Genomic DNA, 26236 nt, shown 5'->3' on the forward strand with positions numbered 1-26236 from the left:
CACTGTTTTTAACTAAAAACAGCAAAAAATCAGAAGCGCGCGGTCAAACCAAGTTTCATGGTGCGCCCCGGCGCCGGCATCATTACTCGCGCCAAAGGGTCGAGGTAATAACGATTGGTCAGGTTATTGATACCGAAATCGACATCGATGTTTTTATTCACGTGATAACTGGCGTACGTATCGAAGACCCAGATCGGGTGCCAATTAAGAGGTCGATTGAACCCGTCGACATACATCACGCCATTACGAATCCAGTCTTCTTCGTCCTTATTGACCGCACTGCTGTGGTAAATCATGCGCCCGCCCAACTCCAGGCTTTCATTGAACAGGCGCAGGCCGCTGTCCAGGTTTAGCGAATAGTCGGGCTGCAGGCTGCTGCGGGCAAAGGTCGTAGGGAACCCGGCCGTGACGCAGGTGGAGATCGCGTTGCTGTAATAAGGATCCAGGGTGGCGGCATAATCCTTGTCGCAGAGCTTTTGTTGCAGGCGATAACTGGCAGAGAAGTGGGTGAAGTACTTACCCGTATCGAACCGGGTTTGCAGTTCAATACCCGAATACACCTTCTTGTCATACTGAACGATATTGAAGTTGTAATCGCGGTCGACATAATCGCGAATAGTGTTGTTGTAGTAATTGATCTTGAAGTCCGCATGCCGCCACTCTTCAAAATAACTTCTCAAGTCGTGGGCATACCCCACTTCCCAGTTATAAGAGTGCTCGGGGCGCATCGCATTGTTTGACACACCGGCGCCACCAAACCCCGAGGCGGCCTGGGTATCTTCATAAATGGAGGGGAAGCGCACGAACTCGGTGTAGCGCAGGTAGACCCGTGCATGTTCGGTCAGAAAGACAGTCGCCCCCGCCATGGGTGCCCACGCACTGTCTTTGCGCTTTTTCGGCAACGCCCATTTATCGGCGGGCTCGGCCCCCGACTTGGCAACGCCGGTGTAACCGCGGTTAACAAGGTAGCGGGCATAGTCCCCGGAGACGCCCTGGGGGTTGTTGACCGTTTCCTGAAGGTTGATCCCGCCATTGAGAAAAGGGTTCTGCGAGCGATCAAGAGTGAACCCGTTAAAGGGAATATCCACCGACTCGGTCGTATAACGAACGCCGCCGACCTTGTCTTTGTCGAGCACGAACGGAAGGTCTTCGGCGGTTAAATTGCCGTTCAGGAATTCTTCATTGACGGCATCCACGAACTGCTGGTTTTCCGCATCGGTCATCACCCTACGATACTCGAACCCCTTGCGGTCGATAGGCGCATTGACCTGCCAGTTGGCGTCCTGGTTTTCGCGGTGACGCTTCAACCCCTCATCAAACGAGTTGTAATCGCTGTAGCGGGCGCCCGCGCTCAAGACCAGCCAGGAGGTGGGCGACCAGTCCCCGGTGAAGGAGAAGTTGTATTGCTGGCGGTTGCCACTGCGCGGCCCCATATGCCGGTTGCCCCAGGTCGCCGTGGTCGCGGCGCGATCTTGCGAGGCGTCTTTTTGCTCGAGTTTTTCATGGCTGAAATCACTGGCCAGGGTCACCGCCAGGTCATCGGTCAATTGCAGTTTGTTGCTGACATTCACCCCCCAACGGTCATGTTTCGAGAGTTGCAGGGCCTTGGCGTAGATAGTGTATCGATCGTCGATATTGGGCAGCTTCTCCGGGGCCGTCCCGCAACTGCTGGGGTTGGCGCCTGCCTGGCAGCGCACGTAGTTGTCCCAGACCACATCCTGGCCACGGACATCGGCCGCGGTTATGCCATAGACGTCGTCGCCATTCTGATGCCGCTCGCTGTCACTGCGGGTCATCCACAGGCCGCTCTTGAGGTCGATCAGCGGGTTGTCCGGGTTCCAGTTGTAGTTGAGGTTGTAGGTGTCTTGCTTGACCTGGCTGTAGGGGAACTGCAACCCGATATTATTGCCCCCCGCCTTGTCCAGGCCCACGTAGTAAGAGACCAGGTACGGCGAACTCTCCCCGTACTCCAACTCGTTGTGCATATAGGACAGCTTCAGGCTCTGCTCATCAGGCAGGTACAGGGTGCCCTTGAGCAAGGTGGTGCGCATCTCGCTGGAGGTATTGGCCACTTCGTGCCCGGGCAGGAACAGGTTGGCCACGTAGGACTGCACGTTCGCGTCGCCCGGGGCGTCCTTGGCCCCCGCGTCGGCCTTGGCATCGGCCAACCAGTCGCTGGTCTGGTAGCGCTGGCTACCGCCCTTGCCGCTGAAGTAGTTGCCTTTGTTGCGGTAGCTGTAGGCCGCGAACAGGTCGAAATCCTCCTGCCGCGTAGCAGTGGCAATACGAAACGCGTTGTCGTTGAAGTCGAAGTTGCCGGAATGGGAGCCGCTGCGCGGGCTGAACTCGGTGCCGCCGCCCTTGCTGAAGGTCAGGTTGCCGTCGTACCCGGCGTAGGCCCCGTCGATATCCCGATAGTCGCGGCCGAACGACTTCATTCCGCTTTCATTGGGCTTGATGGAATTGGTCGCGGTTTCGGTCTTGATCTCCAGGCCGAAGCTTTCGCCAGGTTTGACGATGTCGTCGACGTCCAGGGTCTTGATCTCTACCGAGCCGCCAATGCCGCTCTTGATCCCGGAGCTCATCGACGGGCCCTTCTCCACCGCGATGCTGCCGATCATGTTCGGGTCGACATAATTGCGGTTGGCGACGCCCGCCGAGCCCATCCACACCGACGTGGCCTGCTCGGTGCCATCCACGGTCACCGGGATCCGCCCTTCGCCCTGGATGCCCCGGATATTCGGGTCCAGCGAGCCACTGTTGCGCGCATCGCCGCTGTACACACCGTTCAGGCCCTTGAACAGATCGGACACACTCGCACCCTTATAGCGCTCCAAGTCATCCTTGCCGGCGTAGACGTTGGATACATCCTTGGCGAACACGTTGTTCTGGCCGATCTCGTCCTTGGTCTCCCACTCGCCCTTGACCTCGATCGCCTGCAGCACCTCCAGCCCTTTCTGCGAGGTGCCCTGAGGCTTATCTTCCTCGACCCCGGCGGGCAGTTCGATCTCGACCGCCCCCATCTTCAGCGGCGCCCGCGGGGCGGGGCTTTCAAGCGTTTCCTGGGCCTGGGTATATGACGTGGCAAGCGCCAACAGAATCGAACACGCCAGGGGCTTCAATCTGTTCAACGACGGCGGCGGGCTAAGCAAGGACATAGCGAGGACCTGTAGTTTTCATGCGCTGCGAAACGATGTTTCCGGGCCCTCTCGGGCGACGCAGTGATACTACTCACCAATGCAAATGAATCTCACTTAGCTTTGTATGCACATCGAAGTAATTCCTATGCACGATGGTGCTGCGGGAACTTTTCCCGGGCTGCATCACGGCTGACTCGCCCTTGAATGGCCGCCCTCGGGAGAAAAAGCGGCGGCCGGATGGGGATTTCCTAGGGAGGAATGAGCGGGGGGAGGAGTCGTGACACGGAGAGGCGAGACGCCAAGACGGCGCTGAAGACCGATAGCCTGCTTATCAATTTCCCGCAAAAAGGCACTTGAGAAACAATATCGTTTATCATTATTTCAAGATATGTAGCCGCAAGCGAGGAAGTACCCGCATGACGATTCGCAATAACCCGATGCTGCGCGGCCTGGCCGTTTCGATGCTGGGCCTGATTCTGGGGGCGTCACAGGCCATGGCCGCCGACCCGGTTTCCCTGACCCTCTATAACGGTCAGCACAAGGAAGTCGGCGACGCCATCGCCAAGGCGTTTGAAGCCAAGACCGGCATCCGCGTCAATGTACGCAAGGGCAGCAGCAATCAACTGGCCAGCCAGGTCGTCGAAGAAGGCGATCGCTCCCCGGCCGACGTGATCTACACCGAAGAGTCGCCACCGCTGAACAAGCTGGGTGAGCAAGGCCTGCTGGCCAAGACCGATGCCGCGACCCTGGAGGTCCTGCCCAAGGACTACGTCGCCACCAATGGCACCTGGATCGGCATCACCGCTCGGGTGCGCGTAGTGGCATTCAACCCGAAACTGATCGACGAAAAAGACCTGCCCAAGTCGGTGCTCGATTTCGCCCAACCGCAATGGCAAGGCAAAGTCGGCTTCGTGCCCACCAGCGGTGCGTTCCAGGAACAAGCCGTGGCCATCATCAAGCTGCACGGGATGGATGCCGCAGAAGAATGGCTGACCGGCCTGCGCGCTTTCGGCAAGACCTACAGCAACAACATGGTCGCGCTCAAAGCGGTGGAAAACGGCGAAGTCGCCACCGTGCTGGTGAACAACTACTACTGGTTCGCCCTGCAACGCGAAAAAGGCCAACTGGATTCGAAACTGCACTACTTCACCGGCGGCGACGTCGGCGGCCTGATCACGGTCTCCAGCGCGGCGGTGCTCAAGTCGAGCAAACATCCGAAGGAAGCCCAGCAGTTCCTGGCCTACATGGCCAGCGAAGAAGGCCAGCGGGTCATCACCCAGACCACCGCCGAATACCCGCTACGCAAGGGGTTGGAGTCGGATCGCGGGCTCAAGCCATTCAGCGAGCTGCAGGCACCGAAAGTCACCCCCGCCGACCTGGGCAACGCCGAGGAAGCCCTGGAACTGGAACGTGAAGTTGGCCTGAACTGATGAGCCTGTCGCTGCCCGCCGGCACGGCCCGCGTCGGTTATGTCCCCCGGCGCAAGCGGCCGTCGATCTGGCTGCTGCTGCCGGTGCTGCTGCTGGTCGGCCTGAGCCTGCTGCCGCTGCTGTACGTCGGGCTCAAGGCCTGGCAGGCCGGCTGGGCTGAAGCCCTGCACCTGCTGTGGCGCCCCTACGTGTTCGGGCTGCTGCGCAACACCCTGCTGCTGATGGTCGGCGTCACGCTGGCCTGTGCGGTCATCGGCTTGTCGCTGGCCTGGCTGCTGGAGCGCAGTGACCTGCCAGGGCGGCGGCTGTGGGGCGTGGTGCTGTGCCTGCCCTTTGCGGTGCCGGCCTTTGTCAGCAGCTTTACCTGGGTCTCCCTCAGCGCTCATTTCGAAGGGCTGGGCGGGGCGATCCTGGTGATGACGCTGTCCAAGTACCCGCTGGTGTTCCTGCCGGTGGCGGCGACCCTGCGCAATCTCGACCCGTCCCTGGAAGAGTCGGCGCGCACCCTGGGGCAAAACCGCCTGGGGGTGTTCTTCAGAATCACCCTGCCTCTGCTCTGGCCGTCACTGCTGGCCGGCTCGCTGCTGATCGCCCTGCATATGCTGGTGGAGTTCGGCGCACTGTCGATCATCGGCCTGCAAACCTTCACCACGGCGATCTATCAACAGTTCGAGCTGGAGTTCAGCAACGCCAACGCAGCCATGCTCTCCGCCGTGCTGCTGGCGATGTGCCTGATGCTGCTGTGGCTGGAATTGCGGGTTCGCGGCAAGGGCCGCCATGTGCGCACCGGCCAGGGTGCGGCGCGTCACGCCGAACAGGTTCGACTGGGGCGTTGGGCCTGGGGCGGGCAAGTCTATTGCCTGTTGCTGGCGGTGATCGGCAGCGGCATCCCCCTGGGCATGCTTGCCTACTGGTTGGCCGTGGGCTCTTCAGCGGCCTTCCCGGTGGCGGCCATCAGTGAGGCTCTGCTCTCGTCCCTGGCTTTGTCCTTGGGCGGCGCTGCGCTGTGTTTGCTGCTGGCGGTACCGGTCGGTCTGCTGGTGGTGCGTTACAAGGGCCGCCTGGCGCTGTGGGCCGAGCGCCTGCCGTACCTGCTGCATGCCTTGCCGGGCCTGGTGATCGCCCTGACGCTGGTGTTCTTCGCCCTGCACTATGTGCCGGCGCTGTATCAGACCTCGGCGTTGCTGCTGATCGCCTACGCACTGCTGTTTCTGCCGCTGGCCCAGGCCCCCATCCGCACCGCATTGAACAAGGCCGCGCCGCAACTCGAAGAAGCCGCGCGCACCCTGGGCGCTTCCTCGTTCAGTGCATTCTGCCGGGTGACGTTGCCGATCATCTTTCCAGCCCTTGGCGCCGCGTTTGCCCTGGTGTTCCTGGATGCGATGAAAGAACTCACCGCCACCCTGCTGCTTAGCCCGACCGGGCTCAACACCCTGGCGACTGAAGTCTGGGCGCATACGGCGAATGTCGAGTTTGCGGCGGCCGCACCCTATGCGGCGCTGCTGATTCTGGTCTCGGGCTTGCCGGTGTATCTGCTGACCACGCGGATGTACCTGAGTCGCTGAACCTGCGCGCAACCGCTCCTGCAGTTATCCACACCCCTGCAGGAGTCGGTTGGCCGATACGGGCGGTCAGGCCCGGAATTGCCCCAGGCTGGCCTTGAGCTGCGCAGCCAGACTGTCGAGGACCTTGCCACTGGCCGTGGTTTCCACCACCGCCTGAGCCGCGCGCTCGGCCTGGGCATGAATGGTTTCAACCCGCCCGCGCACCGCTTGCGCACCTTGCGCCTGATGGGCTGCCGCCTTGGTCGCCAGCCCGATGGCGGCGTGCACCTGCTCCACCGAAGACTGCACTGACTGTTGCAGCCGCGCACTGTCGCGCAGCACCAACAACCCTTCGCTGGCCTGGCGTCCGGCTTGGCCGATGGCCGCCACGGCCTCACGCGCGCCTTGCTGCAGGGCGCCGATATGGGCCTGGATATCGCCGGTCGAACTCTGGGTCTTGCTGGCCAGAGCCCTGACCTCATCGGCCACCACCGCGAAGCCGCGCCCGGTTTCGCCCGCGCGCGCCGCTTCGATGGCCGCGTTCAGTGCCAGCAGATTGGTCTGCTCGGCAATGCCGTGGATCACCGTCAGCACCACCTCAATCTGTTCACTCTGCTGAGCCAGGCGCTCGATGACCTTGGCCCCGGTATCGACCTGCCCCGCCAGCGCCTCGATCAGGCCGCCGACCTGGGCCGAAGTGCGGGTGTTCTCGTCGGTGGCTTGGCGAATCTCCACCACTTGCTGCAACGCTGCCTGCATCGCCTGGCTTTCGGCCTGGGCCTCATCGGCCATTTGCGAGAGCGCCCGCAGGCTCTCGGCCACTTCATCGCGCTGGGCTTCGGCCGCCGCATCGGCGCCGGCGTTGCGCAGGCTCATGGCACCGATCTCAACCCCGGTGCGCTGCGCCACATCCCCCGCCTCGCGCACGATGGGCTGCAACTTGTCGACAAAACGATTGACCGCCGAGGCCATATCACCGATTTCATCATTGCTGTTGAGCTGCACGCGTTTGGTCAGATCGCCCTCGCCCGCCGCCAGATCGTTCAGCGCGGCAATCAGCAGGTGCAGCTTGTTGACCACACGCCGCCCAAGCACCACCGCGAGCAACAGCAGGACGCCGCAGCCGACCAGCGCCAGGCCCAGGCCGATCCGCCAGCGCAGGGTCTGCGCCGCGTCCTGCACGGTGCTGGCAGTGTTGGCCTGCATTTGCGTGGCCGTACCCTGGGCCGATTGCAGGCGCGAGCGCATGGCCGCCGAGCTCTCTGCCGAGGCGCCTTTCACGCTGTCGCCAACCAATTGGTCGCTGCTGGCAATCAGCGCCGCAAAACGCTTGTCCAGCGCCGCCACATCCGCCTCGACCGAGGCGGTGGACACCCCCATCAACACCTTGCCGATTTCCACGCCATTGGGGTTGATCGACGCTTCGAGGTAGTAGACCGAGGGGTCGTTCTTGGCCGCATCCAGCACCTTGTCCAGCGCTCGGTCGCCCTTGCCCTTCTCCAGCAATGCCTTGTTGATCGGGTTTTCCCGGTTCAGGTAACGGGTCAAGTGCTCGCCCGCCGCGTCGTCGTAGACCACGAACAACACGTTGGGATTACGTTGCGCACGCCGGGCGAACTCGGAAAGAGTCGGCACGTCGCTGTCCCACATGGCTCGCGGCGCTACCGACGCCAGCAATTGGGCCATGTCATTGGCTGAGTCCTTCAGGTCTTTTTCCAGGGTGGCGCGCAACTGCGCCTGCTCTTCCTGCAGGCGCGAGGACAGGCCCGCGGTCAGGCGCTGACGGGTGCTGCTGGAGAGGCTCTCCAGGCTGGAGGTGACTTCACGCCCGGCCTGCTCCAGTTCCGCAGACAGCTTCTGGCTATCAACGCCCAGACGGGCGGCAAGATCAGCCTCGAGCGCAGTCACCGTGCTCCGGGTCAGGGCAACCGCCACCAGTACCTGCACCAAAAGGGCGATACCTAGGGTAACGAACACCGGCCGCAGCAAACGGCTTTGTAACAGTGAGAGAACGGCCGACACAGGAAATCCCTCTGCTTTGACGCCATAAAATTGATGGCACTCTAGAATCAGAGTTAACAGCAAGGGTCGTGCCGTTCAAGCACCAGATACGACAAAGGGCCCAATTCAGGGCCCTTTGTGATTTACATCAACGACTTATTACGCGAACGGATGACGCAGAACGATGGTTTCGTTGCGGTCCGGACCTGTCGAAATAATGTCAATCGGCGCGCCGATCAGCTCTTCAACGCGTTTGATGTAAGCGCGGGCATTGGTTGGCAGCTCTTCCAGGGTCTTGGCGCCCACGGTCGATTCGGTCCAGCCCGGCACTTCTTCGTACACAGGCTGCAGGCCTACGTAGCTGTCCGCGTCAGTCGGAGCAACGTCCTTGCCTTGCGCATCTTTGTAGCCGATGCAGATGTTGATGGTTTCCAGGCCGTCGAGTACGTCCAGCTTGGTCAGGCAGATGCCCGAGATGCTGTTCACATCGATAGCACGACGCAGGATAACGGCGTCAAACCAGCCACAACGACGGGCACGGCCGGTCGTCGCGCCGAACTCGTGACCTTGTTTGGCCAGGTGCGCACCGACGTCGTCGAACAGCTCAGTCGGGAACGGGCCCGAACCTACACGCGTGGTGTACGCCTTGGTGATGCCAAGGATGTAGTCCAGGAACATCGGGCCAACGCCCGAACCAGTCGCAACGCCGCCAGCGGTGGTGTTGGAGCTGGTGACGTACGGGTAAGTGCCGTGGTCGATGTCCAGCAATGAGCCCTGGGCGCCTTCGAACATGATGTCTTTGCCGGCGCGACGCAGGTCGTGCAGCTCGGCTGTCACGTCCAGCATCAGCGGCTTGAGCAGCTCAGCGTATTCCTTGCACTCGGCCAGGGTCCTTTCAAACTCGATGGCCGGCTCTTTGTAGTAACCCACCAGCATGAAGTTGTGGTAGTCCACCAGTTCACGCAGCTTGTCTTCAAAACGCGGCATGTTGAGCAGGTCGCCCACACGCAGGCCACGACGTGCAACCTTGTCTTCGTAGGCCGGGCCGATGCCGCGACCGGTGGTGCCGATCTTCAGCTCGCCACGGGCCTTTTCACGGGCCTGGTCCAGCGCAACGTGGAAGGACAGGATCAGCGGGCAGGAAGGGCTGATACGCAGGCGCTCACGCACTGGCACGCCTTTCTCTTCCAGCTTGGTGATCTCCCGCAGCAGGGCGTCAGGTGCAACCACCACGCCGTTGCCGATCAGGCACTGCACGCCTTCGCGCAGTACGCCCGACGGGATCAGGTGCAAGACGGTTTTTTCGCCGTCGATCACCAGGGTGTGACCCGCGTTGTGGCCACCTTGGTAGCGCACTACGGCGGCAGCATGTTCGGTCAGCAGATCAACGATCTTGCCTTTGCCCTCATCACCCCACTGGGTGCCCAGGACTACGACATTCTTACCCATAACACTTGTCCTCATTCGCGCAAACTTGGTGCCGGCAGCCGCCGGCGGGAAAACTCAAGAAGACAGCGGCAGTACCTGCCAAAGCCCATTCTGCTGAATCAATTGTCGGTCGCAATCCGCTTCACGGGCGGCGGCCAAAGGCTGCCCAGGCAACGCCTGGACGACACGCTGACCCTCACCGCGCAACTGACAGACTTGCTGCCAGAGTGCCGCATCAGTGCTGTCAGGCATCCAGATACCGCCAGACGGTAGCTCGACTTCAGCACGCCCCAGGGTCACCAGGGTTTTCAAATCGGTGGAAAAACCGGTCGCCGGCCGCGCACGGCCAAAATCAGCGCCAATATCGTCATAACGCCCGCCCTGGGCGATGGACTGACCCACGCCAGGAACGAACACCGCGAACACCACACCGGTGTGGTAGTGGTAACCGCGCAGCTCGCCCAGGTCGAAATACAGCGGCAACTCCGGGAAACGCGCCGACAAACGCTCGGCGATCGCCAGCAAATCATCCAGTGCCGCCAGTACCGGCGCCGGCGCGTGGGCCAGGCGGTCACGGGCAGCGGTCAATACTTCACGGCCGCCACACAGGTCGACCAGGGCACGCAGCATGCCCGACAGTTCGGCAGGCAGGCCTTCGGTCAAGGTAATGACCTCGTCGATCGCCTTGCGTTGCAGGGCATCGAACAGCTGTTGCTCGACTTCACCGGACAAGCCGGCAGCACGGGCCAGGCCGCGGTAGATACCGACGTGGCCCAGGTCCATGTGAACATCCGGGACATCAGCCAGTTGCAGCATCGCCAGCATCAGGCTGATGACTTCAACGTCGCTGCTCGGGCTGGCATCGCCATACAACTCGGCGCCCAACTGGATCGGGCTGCGCGAAGACGACAGGGCTCGCGGCTGGGCATGCAGCACGCTGCCGGCATAGCACAGGCGGCTCGGACCTTCACGACGCAAAGTGTGCGCATCGATACGCGCCACTTGCGGCGTGATGTCGGCCCGAAAGCCCATCTGCCGACCCGATTGCGGGTCGATGACCTTGAAGGTGCGCAGATCCAGATCCTGGCCGGCACCTGTCAGCAGGGATTCCAGGTATTCGATATGCGGGGTCACGACGAACTCGTAACCCCAGCTCTGGAACAGATCCAACACCTGACGACGCGCCACTTCGATGCGCGCCGCTTCCGGCGGCAATACTTCTTCGATGCCATCTGGCAGCAGCCAGCGGTCTACCGTTGCCATTACGCCTTTCCCCTATGATCCGGGCGGCAAGCCTTCGGCCAGCCTTGAGTGAAGCAGAAAGCGATCGCATCCGACGCGAACTCAGCCGGACAGGCAGCCAGGAATCAGCTGTACAGACCACTTTCCTCGAAAAATCTTGTCGAGCTCTTGAACGAATCGACCAATCAAACATGCAGACGCAAAAAAGCCGGGAATTTCCCGGCTGCCGCATGATACACACGTTTTCCCAAAGGATCACCCCGCCAAGTGCGTTAGCCGCCCGGCGGGGTGATCTGGGTCAGTGTGAGATCAAGGCTTGGCTTTTTCCAGGTAACGGAAGAAGTCACTGCCCGGATCCAGAACCATCACGTCACTTTTGTTCGCGAAGCTTTCACGGTAGGCACGCAGGCTGCGATAGAACGCGTAGAACTCCTGGTCCTGGCCGTAAGCCTTGGCGTAGATCGCCGCTGCCTGAGCATCACCATCACCGCGCGCCTCTTCAGACTCGCGATAGGCTTCTGCCAGCAGTACACGGCGCTGACGATCGGCGTCGGCACGGATGCCTTCGGCCAGCTCGTTACCCTTGGCGCGGTGCTCGCGAGCTTCACGCTCACGCTCGGTGCTCATACGCTCGAATACGCTGCGGTTCACTTCCTTGGGCAGGTCGATAGCCTTGACCCGTACGTCGACAACTTCGATGCCCAGTTCTTTCTCGGCCATCTTGTTCAACGAGGCGGTGATGTCAGCCATCAAAGCGTCGCGCTCACCGGAAACCACTTCGTGCAAGGTGCGCTTGCCGAACTGGTCACGCAGGCCCGACTCCAGACGACGAGACAGACGCTCGTCGGCAATCTGCTTGAGACCGGAAGTCGCGGTGTAGAAGCGCTCTGCGTCCTTGACCCGCCACTTGGCGAAGGCATCGACCATGACCGCTTTCTTTTCCAGGGTCAGGAAGCGCTGAGTCGGTGCATCCAGGGTCATCAGGCGCGCATCGAACTTACGCACCTGGTTGACGTAGGGCACTTTCACATGCAGGCCAGGCTGGACATCGGCCTGGACCACTCGACCGAACTGCAGCAACACCGCACGCTCGGTCTGAGCCACGATGTAGAAGCTGTTCCAGGCAACTACCGCCACGACAACACCCACAATCAGGGCGATCAGCGATTTATTGCTCATCAGCGACTCTCCCTAGAACGCGTCTGCTGTTGCTGCAAGTCAGCCGCCGCACGTGCATTCACTTCATTGCCAGCCGCAGACGCCGCACCCGTTGCCGGAGCGTTGTTGCTACGACCGCTGTCGATCATCTTGTCCAGCGGCAGGTAAAGCAGGTTGTTCTGCCCGCCCTTGCCACCGGTCACCAGCACTTTGCTGGTGTTGCTGAAGACTTCCTGCATGGTGTCCAGGTACAGACGCTGACGAGTGACTTCAGGAGCCTTGCGGTATTCGGCGACCAGCTTGGTGAAGCGATCAGCCTCACCCTTGGCGCGGGAAACCACTTCATCGCGGTAACCATTGGCATCCTCGAGGATACGCTGGGCCTGACCACGGGCTTCCGGCACCACGCCATTGGCGTAGGTTTCAGCCTGGTTGCGCGAACGCTGCTCATCTTCACGAGCACGGATCACGTCATCGAAGGCTTCCTGCACTTCACGCGGTGCCGCTGCGCTCTGTACGTTGACCTGAGTGACGGTGATACCGGTGCGATAGGTATCGAGGAAACGTTGCAGACGCTCCTTGATCTCGCTGGCCATCAATTCACGGCCTTCGGTCAGCACCTGGTCCATCGCGGTGGAACCCACAACGTGGCGCAGGGCACTGTCGGTCGCGTGCTGCAGGCTGATTTCCGGCTGATCGACGTTCAGCACGAAGTCCTGCAGGTTGCTGATCTTGTACTGCACGGTCAGCGGCACTTCGACGATGTTTTCGTCTTCAGTCAGCATCTGGCCCTGCTTGGTGTAGGCACGCTCGCGCGTGACGTTCTCCATGTACTTGCGATCGATCGGCGGGAAGTAGATGTTCAGGCCCGGGCCGACGGTTTCGTAGTACTTGCCGAAGCGCAGCACCACGGCTTGCTCCTGCTCGTCGACCACGTAAACCGCGCTGTACAGCCAAACGGCCGCCAGTACGACAAGGCCGATACCGAGCAAGCCGAAACCACCGCCTTTACCCGATCTGCCGCCCTCGTCACCACCACGTTTCTTACCACCACCGAACAACCCATTCAGGCTTTCCTGCAGCTTTCGGAAGGCCTCGTCGAGATCCGGTGGCCCCTTGCGGTCGCCGTTATTGCGGCGTTTACCACCCCAAGGATCCTGATTATTCGAGTTGCCACCCGGCTCATTCCAAGCCATAGCGCTCTCCATCTGATAAAGCAAAGACGCACCCACGGCGCGCCGACCAATGCTACAGAATGCCTGTCACAGCGGCACAACCGCTTTCCCAGGCTTTTATTGCAAAGTGTGTTGCTCGATGAACTCCATCGGCACAACGCCTTCACGGCTGACCAGCCGATTCAGCTCCGAGCGTGGTAATCGAACGGCCAGCAAGCTGACACCTTCTTCGTCGTGTTCTTCTTTCTGTACCGCGCCCAGTTCGAAGAACTGAGCACGCAACCGAGCAAAACGTTGAGGCAAGCGCAAGGTGCCGACGAACAGATCGCTGCCCAACAACTCGGCAATGGCTTGCTCAAGCAACTCCAGGCCACTGCCATCACGCGCCGAAAGCCAGACCCGCTGTGGCTTGCCGTTTTCGTCGCGCTGGATTTGTGGCTCAACGCCTTCAAGCAAATCGAGTTTGTTATAGACCTCGAGGATCGGCAAGTCCTGGGCACCAATCTCGCCCAGCACCACCATGACCTGTTCAATCTGCAACATGCGATCCGGCTCGGCCGCGTCAATCACGTGCAACAGCAGGTCGGAGTTGCTCGACTCTTCGAGCGTAGACCGAAATGCCTCGACCAGCTTATGGGGCAAGTGACGAATGAAACCCACGGTATCGGCCAGGACAATCGGCCCCAGGTCGTCCAGATCCAGACGGCGCAAGGTCGGGTCGAGCGTGGCAAACAGTTGGTCGGCCGCGTACACGTCCGATTTCGTCACGTTGTTGAAGAGTGTGGATTTACCGGCGTTGGTATAGCCCACCAGGGAAACGGTAGGAATATCCGCACGCATCCGGCCACGCCGAGATTGTTCACGCTGGCTGCGCACCTTCTCCAGCCGGCCCTTGATCTGTCGCAGGCGAACCCGCAGCAGGCGTCGGTCGGTTTCCAACTGGGTCTCACCCGGACCACGCATGCCAATACCGCCGCCCTGGCGCTCAAGGTGAGTCCAGCCACGAACCAGACGGGTGCTCATGTGGTCAAGCTGGGCCAGTTCAACCTGGAGCTTGCCTTCATGGGTACGGGCGCGTTGGGCGAAAATATCGAGAATCAGACCCGTGCGATCGATCACGCGACACTCGAATACACGTTCGAGGTTACGTTCCTGACTGGGCGTGAGGATGTGATTGAAAATCACCAGATCGGCCTTTTCGGCATGGACCAGGTCGCGTAATTCCTCGACCTTGCCACTGCCAATCAGGAATTTGGCGGTTGGCCGATGACGCGGCACGTTAAAAAACGCGACGGTCTCGGCGCCGGCCGAATTTGCCAACTCCTGAAACTCCTGCGGATCTTCGCGCGCCTCAGGGTCCTGTCCATCCAAGTGAACGAGTATCACTCGCTCACCACCACCGTGGCGCTCAAAGAACAAAGGAGACTCCTATCAGGCGTTACCTGGCTCAGCGTCGCCCTGTTCGGATTCGGATGCGCTAGGCAGGCGAATTGGACGAACTGGCACCACTGTCGAGATAGCGTGCTTGTAAACCATTTGGCTGACGGTGTTTTTCAGCAGGATGACGAACTGGTCGAAGGACTCGATCGTACCTTGCAGCTTGATCCCGTTGACCAGATAGATGGAAACCCCAACTTTCTCTTTACGTAAAGTATTCAAGTAAGGGTCTTGTAGCGAATGCCCTTTTGACATGTGCCGCACTCCTTTAAGGATCAATAATAAAAAATTAGAAAACAGATGGCTTATGCCGCCACACCCCCAAGGATAGACGGCAATTGCAAGGACTCAGCTCAATATGGAGACCGTTCCCAAGTATTTCAAGGCGCGTGGCAGATTGTCGCAATCCAGACTGTCCAGCCAGTGTAAATCAGCCCAGCTGCGTAACCAGGTGAACTGGCGCTTCGCCAATTGGCGCGTGGCAATGATGCCCCGCTCCTGCATCTCGGCTGACGTCAGCTTGCCATCCAGATGATCCCAGACTTGGCGATAGCCCACCGCACGTATAGACGGCAACCCGGCATGCAGGTCACTTCTTGAACGCAGAGCTACGACCTCGTCGATGAATCCCTGTTCCAACATTTGTGTGAATCTTTGTGCAATCCGCTGATGCAGTACCTGACGATTCGCCGGAGCGATGGCCAAGTTCGCGACAGTATAGGGCAATTGTCCCTGTCCCGAAGCGGCTGCTTCAGTACTTTGCGCAGATTGTCGCTGGCGGTGAGCGGTCATGCTCAGGCCACTGACCCGATAGACTTCTAGCGCCCGAGTCAGGCGTTGAGGGTCATTGGGGTGAATTCTTGCCGCCGACTCCGGATCAATTACCGCCAACTGATCGTGCAGGGCCTGCCAGCCAAGGCGTGTGGCCTCTTCCTCAAGCTCGGCACGGACCTGCGGATCAGCCGCGGGCATATCCGCCAACCCTTCGACCAACGCCTTGTAATAAAGCATGGTGCCGCCCACCAGCAGCGGAATATTGCCGCGCGCGGTGATCTCGGCCATGGCCGCCAGGGCGTCTTTACGAAAATCGGCGGCGGAATAGCTCTCGGCCGGGTCGAGAATATCGATCAAACGGTGTGGAAACTCGTCCAGCAGCTCCCGGGAAGGCTTTGCCGTACCAATGTCCATGCCGCGATAGACCAGCGCCGAATCGACACTGATCAGCTCGCAAGGCAGGACTTTGGTGAGTTCGATGGCCAGGTCGGTCTTGCCAGCAGCAGTCGGGCCCATCAGAAAGATCGCTGGAGGAAGCTGGCTCATCAACGACCGCGCAAGAATAGTTTGTCCAGATCGTCCAGGCCCAACTGGGTCCAGGTCGGTCGGCCATGGTTGCATTGGCCGCTGCGCTCGGTGTTTTCCATGTCACGCAGCAAACCGTTCATTTCCGGCAGGGCCAGGCGCCGGTTGGCGCGGATCGCGCCATGACAGGCCATGGTGCCGAGCAATTCGTTGAGGTGGGCCTGGATCCGATCGCTGGTCCCGTACTCCATCAGGTCGGCGAGTACGTCGTGTACCAGGCGATTGGCTTCAGCCTGCTTCAACAGCGCCGGAATCTGCCGGATCGCCAACGACTCGGGCCCCAGGCGCTGCAGCTCGAAGCCCAGGCGCTGGAACCAACTGACGTGTTCTTCGGCGCAGTCGGCTTCGCGCTGGCTGACGGCAATCGACTCCGGCACCAGCAGCGGCTGGCCACTCAAGCCTTCGCTGGCCATGGCCACTTTCAGGCGCTCGTACATGATCCGCTCGTGGGCCGCGTGCATATCCACCAGCACCAGGCCCTGGGCGTTTTCCGCGAGGATGTAGATCCCCTTGAGCTGCGCCAAGGCGTAACCCAGGGGCGGAATATCCCCTTGCCCTTCGGGCAGCGAAACGCCGCTGGCGTCGGGCAAGGGCGCGTAAAACTCGCGATAGGCACTCTGCGCCTCTGCCGCCGGCAGGACCGCCTGTGGACGCGGCGTGTACTGATACTGATAACCGGCCCCCGCCCCCGTACCCGGCGCACTCAAGCCCGGCTGGATTTGCGGTTGCTCGAGCGCCATATGGGCCGCCAGGCGCATTTCACCCTGGGGGCCGAATTCGCCGGCGTCGATGCCTGTAGGCCGGACCATGCCCGCGACGGCGGCCGGCGCCGCCAGGTGGTCTTCGGGGCGCACATCGCCCAGGGCGCGGTGCAGGGTGCCATAGAGAAAGTCGTGCACCATGCGCCCGTCACGGAAGCGCACTTCGTGTTTGGTCGGGTGCACATTGACGTCGACCACCGATGGGTCGACCTCGAAAAACAGCACAAAGGTCGGATGCCGGCCATTGAACAGCACGTCGCGGTAAGCCTGGCGCACCGCATGGGCCACCAGTTTGTCGCGCACCGCGCGGCCATTGACATAGAAGTACTGCAGGTCCGCCTGGCTGCGGGAGAAGGTCGGCAAACCGACCCAGCCCCACAAGTGCAGGCCATTGCGCTCGACCTCGATCGGCAATGCCTGCTCGAGGAAGCCTGCACCGCAGACCGCCGCCACGCGCCGGGCACGGGCCGCGTCATCATTGGCTTCGTGCAGGCTTAGGATGCTTTTGCCGTTGTGTCGCAGGTGGAAGGCGACATCGAAACGGGCCAGCGCCAGGCGCTTGATCACTTCCTGCAGATGATCGAATTCGGTTTTTTCGGCCTTGAGAAACTTGCGCCGCGCCGGGGTATTGAAGAACAGGTCACGCACTTCAACCGAGGTCCCGGCCGGGTGCGCTGCGGGCTGGACCCGAGGCGCCATGTCGCGGCCTTCGGTTTCCACCTGCCAGGCCTGCTCGGCGTCGCGGGTGCGCGAGGTCAGGGTCAGGCGTGCCACAGAGCTGATGGACGCCAGGGCCTCGCCACGAAACCCCAGGCTCATCACCCGCTCAAGGTCTTCCAGGTCGCGGATTTTACTGGTGGCGTGTCGCGCCAACGCCAGCGGCAGGTCATCAGCGGAAATCCCGCGACCATCGTCACGCACTCGCAGCAGCTTGACGCCGGCCTGCTCCACATCCACATCAATGCGCTTGGCACCCGAGTCGAGGCTGTTTTCCAGCAGCTCCTTGATCACCGAGGCCGGGCGCTCGACCACCTCGCCCGCGGCGATCTGGTTAGCCAGGCGCGGGCTGAGCAGCTCGATGCGCGCGTTGTTCAGGACCGTATCACTCATTGCTTGGACGCCAGTTCAGTGCCTGGGATGGTCAGGGTCTGCCCGACCTTGAGTTCATCAGTCTTCAGGTTATTGGCCGTGCGCAGGGTGGCCGCCGACACCTGGTAACGCACCGCGAGCATGGCCAGGGTTTCCCCTGGGCTGACCCGGTGATCACGAGGGCCCTGGGCGATTTTCCCGGAGTCGCGCAACCAGGCAATGTAGGTGCCCGGCGGCGGGTTCTGCTGGAAGAACTGGCGAATGCCGCTGCTGATGGAACGCGCCAAGGCCTGCTGGTGGCTGGCGGCGGCCAGCTTGGAGGCCTCGTTGGCGTTGGAGATAAAGCCGGTTTCCACCAGGATCGACGGAATATCCGGCGACTTCAGCACCATGAACCCGGCCTGCTCCACCCGCTGCTTGTGCAACGGCGTGACCCGGCCGATGTTGGTCAGGACCTTCTGCCCGACATTCAGGCTGGAGGTCAGCGAAGCGGTCATCGACAGGTCGAGCAATACCCCGGCGAGCATGCGGTCCTTGTCGTCCAGGCTGACGTTGCCGGCCCCGCCGATCAAGTCGGAACGGTTTTCACTGTCCGCCAGCCAACGGGCGGTTTCCGACGTGGCGCCACGGTCCGACAGGGCAAACACCGAGGCCCCGAAGGCGGCGGCCGACGGCGCGGCATCGGCGTGGATCGACACGAACAGATCGGCGCCCTTCTTGCGGGCGATTTCGGTACGGCCACGCAACGGAATGAAGTAATCGCCGGTACGGGTCAGCTCGGCGCGAAAGCCTTTCAGGCCATTGACCTGGCGCTGCAACTCGCGGGCGATGGCCAGCACCACGTCTTTTTCATGCTGGCCGCGGGAGCCGGAAGCACCCGGGTCTTCACCGCCGTGACCGGCATCGATCACCACGATGATGTCGCGCTTGCCGGCAGGCGCCGGTGGCAACTTGATCGCCGGCTCGACCGGGGTGACCGGCACCGCCGGAACCGTGGCGACACTGGGCGCAGGGGTGGGCGGCGGAGCGGCGTCAGCCGGGTTGTCGAACAGGTCGACCACCAGGCGGTTACCGTATTGCGCGTTCGGCGCCAGGGTGAAGCTCTTGGGGGTGACGGCCTTTTTCAGGTCGATGACCACCCGCAGATCGGTCGGCGTGCGCTGCGCGGAACGCATGGCCGTGATGGGGGTGTTGGCCGTGGCAATGTTCAGCGGACCGCCGAGGGTCGCGCCATTGATATCGATCACCAGCCGGTCGGGGGCGCTCAGGGTAAACACGCTGTGCTGAACCGGCCCGGACAGGTCGAACACCAAACGAGTGTTATCCGGTGCTCGCCACAGGCGCACGCTGCGCACCTGTGTCGCGGCTACAGCCTCGACGGCCAATGCCGTAAGTAACAGTCCTACGACAGCAACCAACGCGCGAATGCGCATACCTAACCCCATAATTTATTTGAATTCCAACGCCAAAGCGGCACACCAGGACTCGCCACGCGAGCCTTGCGACAACAAATGCAGAGAACGCCCGTTGTTATGCGGGGTAATGGTAATGGTCAGGTCCGGCTTTGGCAAAAAGCCTGCACCACGTTGGGGCCACTCAAGCAGGCATAAAGCATCGCCGTCGAAGTAATCGCGAATGCCGAGAAACTCCAGCTCCTCCGGATCGACCAGGCGATACAGGTCGAAGTGAAACGCTCGAATCTCACCGATCTCATAGGGCTCGACCAGGGTAAAGGTCGGGCTCTTGACCGCCCCCACATGCCCCAAACCCCGAATGATGCCCCGTGACAGGGTGGTTTTACCCGCCCCCAGGTCGCCCTCCAGGAAGATCACGCCAACCCCTCGGGTGACCTGAGCGATGCGCGCACCCAATTCGACCATGGCCTGCTCATCGGCCAGATAAAGGGTTAGTTCAGACACGGTGCTTGCTCCTCCAACAACTGACGAATGGCCGGTATCAGATCGCTGGCCGCCAGCCCTCGGCCCAACTTGCCTTGCTGCTCACCCGCCGTCGCATGCAACCAGACGGCCAGGCAAGCGCCATCAAATGCGCTCATGCCCTGGGCCAGCAAGGCGCCAATCACGCCCGCCAGCACATCGCCCAACCCGGCGCTGGCCATGGCTGGATGGCCTTGATCACAGCGCGCCAGCTCGCCCTCGGGGCTGGCGATCAGGGTACCCGCGCCCTTGAGGACAGCCACCACTGCATACTTTTTACTCAAAGCCCGCGCCGCCGCCGGACGGTCGGCCTGCACCTCGGCCGTCGACAACCCGAGCAACCGCGCTGCTTCTCCCGGATGCGGGGTAATGACACTGCCCTCGGGCAGGCTCAACTCGCCCTTGGACAACAGATTCAGCGCATCGGCATCCCAGACCTGCGGTTGCGAGGCATTTGCCGCCGCCGACAACAGGCTGTGCCCCCATGCCGCCTGGCCCAGGCCGGGGCCGACCACCAGCACCGATGCCTGGGCGAGCAGCCCCATCAGTTGATTGGCCGAATGCACGCCCTGGGTCATCACCTCCGGCAAACGAGCCAGGGCCGCCGACACGTGCTCGCTACGCGTCGCCAGGGACACCAGGCCAGCGCCGCTGCGCAGGGCACTTTGCGCGCTCAGCAGCACCGCGCCGCCAAAACCGCGATCGCCGCCAATCAGCAGGACATGGCCGAATTGGCCCTTGTGGGCGTCCGGCGAACGGGCCGCCAGCCTCGGCAAATGGCCGGGCAGCAGTAACTGCGCGTCGGGTAAATCGTGTTTTGTCTGCGGCATGCGTCTTCAGGCTCCGATGTCTGGCAGAATTATACGCACCTCAGCCCCGGTTTCTCTCGCCTCATGCCTGCTATTACCACCGATCTGCCCGCTCTGGCCCAATCGATCAAAGACTGGGGCCGCGAGTTGGGCTTTCAACAAGTCGGCATCAGCGGCCTGGACCTGGCCGAGCACGAACAGCACCTGCAACGCTGGCTCGAGGCTGGCTACCACGGCGAGATGGACTACATGGGCGCCCACGGCAGCAAACGTTCCCACCCCGAGGAGCTGGTGCCCGGCACCTTGCGCGTGGTTTCGCTGCGCATGGACTACCTGCCAGGCGATACGCAAATGGCCCAGCGCCTGGCGCAGCCGGCCAAAGCCTACGTTTCGCGCTATGCCCTGGGCCGCGATTACCACAAATTGATTCGTAAACGCGTGCAGCAACTGGCCGAGCGCATCCAGCAAGCCATCGGCCCCTTTGGCTATCGCGCCTTTGTCGACAGCGCCCCGGTGCTGGAAAAAGCCATCGCCGAACAGGCCGGGCTGGGCTGGATCGGCAAGAACACCCTGGTCCTCAACCGCAAGGCCGGCAGCTATTTCTTCCTCAGCGAGCTGTTCGTCGACCTGCCGCTGCCGGTGGACGAGCCCCACGCCAGCGAGCACTGCGGACGCTGCACCGCCTGCCTCGACATCTGCCCGACCCAGGCGTTTGTCGGCCCCTATGTGCTGGATGCGCGGCGTTGCATTTCGTACCTGACCATCGAGCTCAAAAGCGCCATCCCCGAAGAGTTGCGCGCGCTGATCGGCAATCGGGTGTTCGGCTGCGATGACTGCCAGATCGTCTGCCCCTGGAACCGCTTCGCTCGCCCGTCGGGAGAAAACGACTTCAAGCCGCGGCACAACCTGGATAACGCCGAACTGGCCGAGCTGTTCATGTGGGATGAAGAGCGCTTCCTCAGCAGCACCGAGGGCTCGCCTCTGCGGCGCGCCGGGTATGAGCGCTGGCTGCGCAACCTGGCGGTCGGCCTGGGCAATGCGCCTTCGAGCATTCCAGTGCTGGAAGCGCTCAAGGCGCGCCGGGACTATCCATCAGAACTGGTGCAGGAACACGTGGAGTGGGCGCTGGCGCAACACGCCAAGCGTCACTCGGCGTCGTTGTAGACGAACTTGGGCATTTCCCAGTGAAAGCGGATCGCCAGCAGGCGCAGTAGAAAGCCGCCGAACAGGGTGACCAGGATCGCCTGCTCGCTGGGCAGTTGCACATAGATGCACAGCATGTAGCACCAGGCTGCGGCGAACGAGACGCTGGCGTACAGCTCGCGGCGGAAGATCAGCGGAATATCGTTGCAGAAGATATCCCGCAGAATCCCGCCGAACACCCCGGTAATCACCCCGCTGACCGAGGCCACCAACATGCCGTGGCCCATTTCCAGGGCGGTCATGCAACCGATCAGGGTAAACGCCACCAGGCCCACGGCATCGAGCACCAGAAACAGCGAGCGCAGGTGGCGCATCAGCGGTGCGATAAAGATCGTCACCAGCGCCGCCACCGAGGTCAGCACCAGGTATTCCGGGTGCTTGACCCAGGTCAGCGGGTAGTGGCCGAGCAGTACATCACGCACCGAACCGCCACCCAGGGCCGTGACGCAGGCGATTAGCACCACGCCGAACCAGTCCATACCGCGGCGCCCCGCGGACAGGGCGCCAGTCATGGCTTCAGCGGTAATGGCGATCAGGTAGAGCATCAGCAGCATGATGGCGGTCCTTGCAGGAAGGCGCGCAGTCTACTCAGTTGGCACGGGCACCAAAAGAGGGCGAGACCGGGAAATAGCCCTGGACCACCAGCCCGGTCTGCCCGACATCAGAACTTGATGAAGTGTTTGCGGTAATGCTGCAGCTCGGCGATGGACTCACGAATGTCGTCCAGGGCCAGGTGGGTGCTGCCCTTCTTGAAGCTGTCGCGCACGTCCGGGGCCCAGCGCGCGGCCAGTTCCTTGAGGGTCGAGACATCGAGGTTGCGGTAATGGAAGAAGCTTTCCAGGGATTTCATGTGGGTATAAAGGAAGCGTCGGTCCTGGCAGATGCTGTTGCCACAGATCGGCGACTTGCCCCGAGGCACCCACTGCTCCAGGAAGGCGATGGTCTCGGCCTCGGCCTCGGCCATGCTGATGCGACTTTCGCGGACCCGTTGCGTCAGGCCCGAGCCACCGTGGGTGCGGGTGTTCCACTCGTCCATGCCGGCCAGGACTTCATCACTGTGATGGATGGCGATGACCGGACCTTCGGCCAAGGTATTGAGGTTGCTGTCGGTGACGATGGTGGCCATCTCGATGATGACGTCGGTGTCAGGGTTCAGACCGGTCATTTCCAGATCGATCCAAATCAGATTCTGTGGGTTTTGCATGGGGGGGCTCCTCGGCGTAGTTGCGCAGTTTAGCCTAGAGGGCCTCCTCGGCGTGCTAAACTCGCGGCCGTTTTACCTATCCTGCAGCATTATCAACACGGAACACCCATGGCCAAACGCCAGCTCAACCGTCGCCAAAACTGGCGCATCGAAAAGATTCAAGGCGAGCGCGCCGCCCGCGCCGCCAAGCGTGAATCCTCCGCCGTGGAAGCGCTTGAGGGAGGCGACCTGGGCCCCGAGCAGACCGGCCTGGTGATCGCCCACTTCGGCGTCCAGGTCGAAGTCGAAGCTCGCGAAGGCGAATTGGCTGGCCAGGTATTCCGCTGCCACTTGCGCGCCAACCTGCCAGCGCTGGTAACGGGCGACCAAGTGGTGTGGCGTGCCGGCAACCAGGGCATCGGCGTGATCGTCGCCCAACTGCCACGCAACACCGAACTGTGCCGCCCGGACAGCCGCGGCCAGCTCAAGCCGGTGGCAGCCAACGTCGACATGATCGTGATTGTCTTCGCCCCGCTGCCCGAACCCCATGCCAACCTGATCGACCGCTACCTGGTCGCCGCCGAACACGCCGGCATCCGTCCGCTGCTGCTGCTGAACAAGGCCGACTTGATCGACGAGCAGAATGCGCCGGCACTCAATGCCCTGCTGGCGGTGTATCGCCAATTGGGTTACCCGCTGCTGGAAGTCTCGGCGCACCACGGCGATGGCATGGAGCAATTGCAGGCCCAACTGGACGGGCGCATCAGCGTGTTCGTCGGCCAGTCCGGTGTCGGCAAATCCTCGCTGGTGAACAGCTTGCTGCCGGAAGTCGAAACCCGTGTCGGCCCGCTGTCCGAGCTGTCCGGCCAGGGCACGCACACCACCACCACCGCGCGACTGTTCCACTTCCCGGGTGGCGGCGAATTGATCGACTCCCCGGGCATTCGCGAATTCGGCCTGGGCCACGTCAGCCGCGCCGATGTCGAAGCCGGGTTCATCGAGTTCAACGACCTGCTGGGCACCTGCCGCTTCCGCGATTGCAAACATGATCGCGAACCCGGCTGCGCCCTGCTCAAGGCCCTTGAAGATGGCCGCGTGCAGCAGCAACGGATGAACAGCTACCGCTCGATCATCGCCAGCCTGCCGGAAACCAGCTACTGACCTGTCGCACCCCGCACTGACAAAAAGGCCGCGATCATCGCGGCCTTTTTTGTGGGTTACTTCGGCGCTGCGGGCGCAGCCGCTGGCGGTGACGCCGCAGGTGGCGTGGCCGGTGCCGCCGGTGCGGTCGAAGGCTGGCCCGACTTGCCGGGCTCATCCATCTTCAACACCCCATCCTCGAAGATATTCAGGCGCTGCCGCACTTCATGGGCCGGCAGCGGATCGGCGCCTGGTGGCAAGGCATTCGGATCAGTCGCAGCACCCGGCACTTCGCCCGGCGCACCCTGGCCCTGACTCGGCGCATCGCTCGGCGGTTGCTCACCCTCGATGGCACGCTGTGCCTTCTTGGTCAGGACCACGATATCGATCCGCCGGTTGACCGGGTTGAACGGGTCCTTGCGATCGAACAGCGACGACGAGGCATAGCCCACTACCCGCGCCACCTGGGAGTCGGGATAGCTGCCCGCGACCAGGGCGCGACGTGCGGCGTTGGCCCGGTTGGCCGAAAGCTCCCAGTTGCCGAAGTCACCGGCGCCCGAGTACGGCTTGGCATCGGTGTGGCCGCTGATGCTGATCTTGTTCGGCACCGCCTTGATGGTGTCGGCCATGGCCAGCAGGATGTCTTCGAAATACGGTTTCAGACGCGCGCTGCCCGAGTCGAACATCGGCCGGTTCTCGGCGTCCATGATCTGGATGCGCAAGCCGTCCTGGGTGATTTCGAACAGGATCTGGTCCTTGAATTTCTGCAGTTGCGGGTTCTCTTCAACCTTGTTCTGCAGCTCTTGCAACAACAGTTCGAGACGCTCGCGCTCGACCTGCTCGGCCATGCCCTCGACCTGCTCGGAATCGACCGTCACCTTGTCCGGCTGTGGCTGGGACTTCACCTCGGGATTGAGGGTGGTGTCCGGCGCCAGCTCGGGCGAACCGCCCAGATCGATGATGTAGGGTGTGCCGCTTTCGGAGAAGCCGATCGGGTCTTTGAAGTAACCGGCGATGGCGATCTTCTGTTCCGGGGTGGCGGTGGACAGCAACCACAGCACCAGGAAGAACGCCATCATCGCCGTGGCGAAGTCGGCGAAGGCGATTTTCCAGGCGCCCCCGTGGTGTCCGCCAGCGAAGCGCTTGACGCGCTTGATGATAATCGGCTGGTTATTTTCCATGACTTAGCGACCGCGAACCGCTTGTTCCAGCTCGGCAAAGCTTGGACGGTGCGCCGGGTACAGCACCTTGCGCCCGAACTCCACAGCCAGCGATGGCGGCATGCCGGATGCAGAAGCGACCAGGGCCGCCTTGATGGCTTCGTAGACGTTCAGTTCTTCCTTGGCATCGTGGGCCAGGGAAGTGGCCAGCGGGCCGAAGAAACCGTACGCCGCGAGAATACCGAAGAAGGTACCTACCAATGCCGCACCTACGTGCAGGCCGATGGACTTCTGGTCGCCCTCACCCAGGGAGGCCATGGTCACCACGATACCCAGTACCGCGGCAACGATACCGAAACCGGGCATGGCGTCGGCGATGCCGGTTACCGCATGGGAAGGATGCTCGAGGTCTTCCTTCATGCTGAACAGCTCCATGTCGAACAGGCCTTCAAGCTCGTGGGGAGCCATGTTGCCGGAGGACATGATGCGCAGGTAGTCACAGATATAGGCGGTCATGCGTGCATCTTTGAGCACCGCCGGGTACTTGGCGAAAATCGGGCTGGCGGCGGCGTCCTCGATATCTCCCTCGATCGCCATCATGCCTTCGCGGCGGCTCTTGTTGAGGATCTCGTACACCAGGCCCAGCACTTCCAGATAGAACGTGTGGGTGAAGCGCGAACTGAACATCCCCAGGGATTTCTTGATGACGTGCATCGTCATATAGCCGGGGTTGGCCTGCAGGAATGCGCCAAAGGCTGCGCCGCCAATGATCAGCACTTCGAAAGGCTGGATCAGTGCTGCGATTTTGCCGTGTGAGAGCACGTATCCGCCGAGCACGCTCGCGAATACGACGATGATGCCGATAATTTTAGCCATAGGTAGGAGAGTACTTATTGAGTCGGGTTCAAGGTCATATTCGGAAGTTCTTAAAACTCTTCTTCTACTTATCGGCAAAACTGCGCCAGACTATAGCCAGTTAAGGCGAAAAGCCAGTTTGGCCCGCTCTGGGCGTGTTTACAGCAGACGATGATTGCGCCCAG

21 protein-coding genes and 1 pseudogene are annotated in these 26236 nt (G+C 61.7%); 4 read left to right on the forward strand and 18 right to left on the reverse strand.

Annotated elements, in window-relative coordinates; all coding sequences use genetic code 11:
* Positions 1 to 29: 29 nt before the first annotated feature.
* Positions 30 to 3158, reverse strand: coding sequence for a TonB-dependent receptor domain-containing protein (locus CF161_RS25080; RefSeq protein WP_043230347.1), 3129 nt, complete (start codon positions 3156 to 3158; stop codon positions 30 to 32).
* A 398-nt stretch (positions 3159 to 3556) separates the two neighbouring features.
* Here CF161_RS25080 and CF161_RS25085 point away from each other — a divergent pair, with 398 nt between their 5' ends.
* Both CF161_RS25085 and CF161_RS25090 read left to right on the forward strand, forming a co-directional pair.
* Positions 3557 to 4570 carry an extracellular solute-binding protein gene (locus tag CF161_RS25085; protein ID WP_020299430.1) on the forward strand — a complete coding sequence of 338 codons (1014 nt, stop codon included), beginning with the start codon at positions 3557 to 3559 and terminating at the stop codon, positions 4568 to 4570.
* Positions 4570 to 6135 carry an iron ABC transporter permease gene (locus CF161_RS25090; RefSeq protein WP_020299431.1) on the forward strand — a complete coding sequence of 522 codons (1566 nt, stop codon included), beginning with the start codon at positions 4570 to 4572 and terminating at the stop codon, positions 6133 to 6135. Before CF161_RS25085 ends, CF161_RS25090 begins: the two co-directional genes overlap by 1 nt.
* A gap of 66 nt (positions 6136 to 6201) precedes the next feature.
* On the opposite strand, the gene CF161_RS33760 is transcribed toward CF161_RS25090, so the two are convergent.
* The 13 genes and pseudogenes from CF161_RS33760 to CF161_RS25150 all read right to left on the reverse strand — a co-directional run bounded on the left by CF161_RS33760 (position 6202) and on the right by CF161_RS25150 (position 20531).
* Positions 6202 to 7086, reverse strand: a complete 885-nt coding sequence (locus CF161_RS33760) for a methyl-accepting chemotaxis protein (protein WP_371106546.1) — start codon at positions 7084 to 7086, stop codon at positions 6202 to 6204.
* A 21-nt stretch (positions 7087 to 7107) separates the two neighbouring features.
* Positions 7108 to 7800: pseudogene (locus CF161_RS33765) on the reverse strand (methyl-accepting chemotaxis protein); the annotation flags it as partial.
* 474 nt (positions 7801 to 8274) lie between these two features.
* Complete coding sequence (locus CF161_RS25100; protein WP_020299433.1) at positions 8275 to 9564, reverse strand: adenylosuccinate synthase; 1290 nt, start codon at positions 9562 to 9564, stop codon at positions 8275 to 8277.
* A 54-nt stretch (positions 9565 to 9618) separates the two neighbouring features.
* Positions 9619 to 10806, reverse strand: a complete 1188-nt coding sequence (locus CF161_RS25105; RefSeq protein WP_020299434.1) for an ATP phosphoribosyltransferase regulatory subunit — start codon at positions 10804 to 10806, stop codon at positions 9619 to 9621.
* Between the two features lie 288 nt (positions 10807 to 11094).
* A complete protein-coding gene (gene hflC / locus CF161_RS25110; protein WP_020299435.1) occupies positions 11095 to 11964 on the reverse strand; it encodes a protease modulator HflC in 870 nt (289 codons plus the stop codon).
* Positions 11964 to 13139: an FtsH protease activity modulator HflK gene (hflK, locus tag CF161_RS25115; protein WP_020299436.1), complete on the reverse strand. Its 1176-nt coding sequence runs from the start codon at positions 13137 to 13139 to the stop codon at positions 11964 to 11966. The genes hflC and hflK overlap by 1 nt, the downstream gene beginning before the upstream one ends.
* A gap of 96 nt (positions 13140 to 13235) precedes the next feature.
* On the reverse strand, positions 13236 to 14537 hold the full coding sequence (hflX, locus tag CF161_RS25120; protein WP_020299437.1) for a ribosome rescue GTPase HflX: 1302 nt from the start codon (positions 14535 to 14537) through the stop codon (positions 13236 to 13238).
* 12 nt (positions 14538 to 14549) lie between these two features.
* Positions 14550 to 14810: an RNA chaperone Hfq gene (gene hfq / locus CF161_RS25125; protein WP_007921378.1), complete on the reverse strand. Its 261-nt coding sequence runs from the start codon at positions 14808 to 14810 to the stop codon at positions 14550 to 14552.
* A 93-nt stretch (positions 14811 to 14903) separates the two neighbouring features.
* Positions 14904 to 15875: a tRNA (adenosine(37)-N6)-dimethylallyltransferase MiaA gene (miaA, locus tag CF161_RS25130; protein WP_020299438.1), complete on the reverse strand. Its 972-nt coding sequence runs from the start codon at positions 15873 to 15875 to the stop codon at positions 14904 to 14906.
* Entirely contained in the window at positions 15875 to 17785 is a 1911-nt protein-coding gene (mutL, locus tag CF161_RS25135; protein ID WP_020299439.1) for a DNA mismatch repair endonuclease MutL, read from the reverse strand. Before mutL ends, miaA begins: the two co-directional genes overlap by 1 nt.
* Entirely contained in the window at positions 17782 to 19209 is a 1428-nt protein-coding gene (locus tag CF161_RS25140) for an N-acetylmuramoyl-L-alanine amidase (RefSeq protein ID WP_218187574.1), read from the reverse strand. Before CF161_RS25140 ends, mutL begins: the two co-directional genes overlap by 4 nt.
* A 3-nt stretch (positions 19210 to 19212) precedes the next feature.
* Entirely contained in the window at positions 19213 to 19683 is a 471-nt protein-coding gene (gene tsaE / locus CF161_RS25145; RefSeq protein ID WP_020299441.1) for a tRNA (adenosine(37)-N6)-threonylcarbamoyltransferase complex ATPase subunit type 1 TsaE, read from the reverse strand.
* Positions 19671 to 20531 (reverse strand): NAD(P)H-hydrate dehydratase, encoded by an 861-nt coding sequence (locus tag CF161_RS25150; RefSeq protein ID WP_020299442.1) that lies wholly within the window; start codon positions 20529 to 20531, stop codon positions 19671 to 19673. Before CF161_RS25150 ends, tsaE begins: the two co-directional genes overlap by 13 nt.
* Positions 20532 to 20594: 63 nt before the next feature.
* On the opposite strand from CF161_RS25150, the gene queG reads away from it, so the two are divergent.
* Positions 20595 to 21674 carry a tRNA epoxyqueuosine(34) reductase QueG gene (gene queG / locus CF161_RS25155; RefSeq protein ID WP_020299443.1) on the forward strand — a complete coding sequence of 360 codons (1080 nt, stop codon included), beginning with the start codon at positions 20595 to 20597 and terminating at the stop codon, positions 21672 to 21674.
* Here the strand turns inward: queG and CF161_RS25160 are convergent.
* Both CF161_RS25160 and orn read right to left on the reverse strand, forming a co-directional pair.
* Positions 21656 to 22270, reverse strand: a complete 615-nt coding sequence (locus tag CF161_RS25160; protein WP_177326804.1) for a trimeric intracellular cation channel family protein — start codon at positions 22268 to 22270, stop codon at positions 21656 to 21658. The two genes, queG and CF161_RS25160, sit on opposite strands and share 19 nt — an antisense overlap.
* Positions 22271 to 22374: 104 nt before the next feature.
* On the reverse strand, positions 22375 to 22917 hold the full coding sequence (gene orn / locus CF161_RS25165) for an oligoribonuclease (protein ID WP_020299445.1): 543 nt from the start codon (positions 22915 to 22917) through the stop codon (positions 22375 to 22377).
* A gap of 108 nt (positions 22918 to 23025) precedes the next feature.
* Here orn and rsgA point away from each other — a divergent pair, with 108 nt between their 5' ends.
* Positions 23026 to 24057 carry a small ribosomal subunit biogenesis GTPase RsgA gene (gene rsgA / locus CF161_RS25170; protein ID WP_020299446.1) on the forward strand — a complete coding sequence of 344 codons (1032 nt, stop codon included), beginning with the start codon at positions 23026 to 23028 and terminating at the stop codon, positions 24055 to 24057.
* 56 nt (positions 24058 to 24113) lie between these two features.
* On the opposite strand, the gene motB is transcribed toward rsgA, so the two are convergent.
* Positions 24114 to 25217: a flagellar motor protein MotB gene (motB, locus tag CF161_RS25175; protein ID WP_020299447.1), complete on the reverse strand. Its 1104-nt coding sequence runs from the start codon at positions 25215 to 25217 to the stop codon at positions 24114 to 24116.
* 3 nt (positions 25218 to 25220) lie between these two features.
* Positions 25221 to 26072: a flagellar motor stator protein MotA gene (gene motA / locus CF161_RS25180; protein ID WP_020299448.1), complete on the reverse strand. Its 852-nt coding sequence runs from the start codon at positions 26070 to 26072 to the stop codon at positions 25221 to 25223.
* Positions 26073 to 26236 lie beyond the last annotated feature (164 nt).

Source organism: Pseudomonas sp. CF161, from assembly GCF_000416215.1.
Taxonomy (GTDB): Bacteria; Pseudomonadota; Gammaproteobacteria; order Pseudomonadales; family Pseudomonadaceae; genus Aquipseudomonas.

Bases quoted from the DNA above. Each gene is read 5' to 3' on its own strand.
- CF161_RS25090 (WP_020299431.1), top strand. From the start codon at position 4,570: ATGAGCCTGTCGCTGCCCGCCGGCACGGCCCGCGTCGGTTATGTCCCC.
- hflK (WP_020299436.1), bottom strand. From the start codon at position 13,139: ATGGCTTGGAATGAGCCGGGTGGCAACTCGAATAATCAGGATCCTTGG.
- hfq (WP_007921378.1), bottom strand. From the start codon at position 14,810: ATGTCAAAAGGGCATTCGCTACAAGACCCTTACTTGAATACTTTACGT.
- mutL (WP_020299439.1), bottom strand. From the start codon at position 17,785: ATGAGTGATACGGTCCTGAACAACGCGCGCATCGAGCTGCTCAGCCCG.
- miaA (WP_020299438.1), bottom strand. From the start codon at position 15,875: ATGAGCCAGCTTCCTCCAGCGATCTTTCTGATGGGCCCGACTGCTGCT.
- queG (WP_020299443.1), top strand. From the start codon at position 20,595: ATGCCTGCTATTACCACCGATCTGCCCGCTCTGGCCCAATCGATCAAA.
- rsgA (WP_020299446.1), top strand. From the start codon at position 23,026: ATGGCCAAACGCCAGCTCAACCGTCGCCAAAACTGGCGCATCGAAAAG.
- CF161_RS25080 (WP_043230347.1), bottom strand. From the start codon at position 3,158: ATGTCCTTGCTTAGCCCGCCGCCGTCGTTGAACAGATTGAAGCCCCTG.
- CF161_RS25085 (WP_020299430.1), top strand. From the start codon at position 3,557: ATGACGATTCGCAATAACCCGATGCTGCGCGGCCTGGCCGTTTCGATG.
- CF161_RS25100 (WP_020299433.1), bottom strand. From the start codon at position 9,564: ATGGGTAAGAATGTCGTAGTCCTGGGCACCCAGTGGGGTGATGAGGGC.
- motA (WP_020299448.1), bottom strand. From the start codon at position 26,072: ATGGCTAAAATTATCGGCATCATCGTCGTATTCGCGAGCGTGCTCGGC.
- CF161_RS25105 (WP_020299434.1), bottom strand. From the start codon at position 10,806: ATGGCAACGGTAGACCGCTGGCTGCTGCCAGATGGCATCGAAGAAGTA.
- motB (WP_020299447.1), bottom strand. From the start codon at position 25,217: ATGGAAAATAACCAGCCGATTATCATCAAGCGCGTCAAGCGCTTCGCT.
- CF161_RS33760 (WP_371106546.1), bottom strand. From the start codon at position 7,086: ATGGCCTCGGCGGTCAATCGTTTTGTCGACAAGTTGCAGCCCATCGTG.
- orn (WP_020299445.1), bottom strand. From the start codon at position 22,917: ATGCAAAACCCACAGAATCTGATTTGGATCGATCTGGAAATGACCGGT.
- CF161_RS25150 (WP_020299442.1), bottom strand. From the start codon at position 20,531: ATGCCGCAGACAAAACACGATTTACCCGACGCGCAGTTACTGCTGCCC.
- hflC (WP_020299435.1), bottom strand. From the start codon at position 11,964: ATGAGCAATAAATCGCTGATCGCCCTGATTGTGGGTGTTGTCGTGGCG.
- CF161_RS25140 (WP_218187574.1), bottom strand. From the start codon at position 19,209: ATGGGGTTAGGTATGCGCATTCGCGCGTTGGTTGCTGTCGTAGGACTG.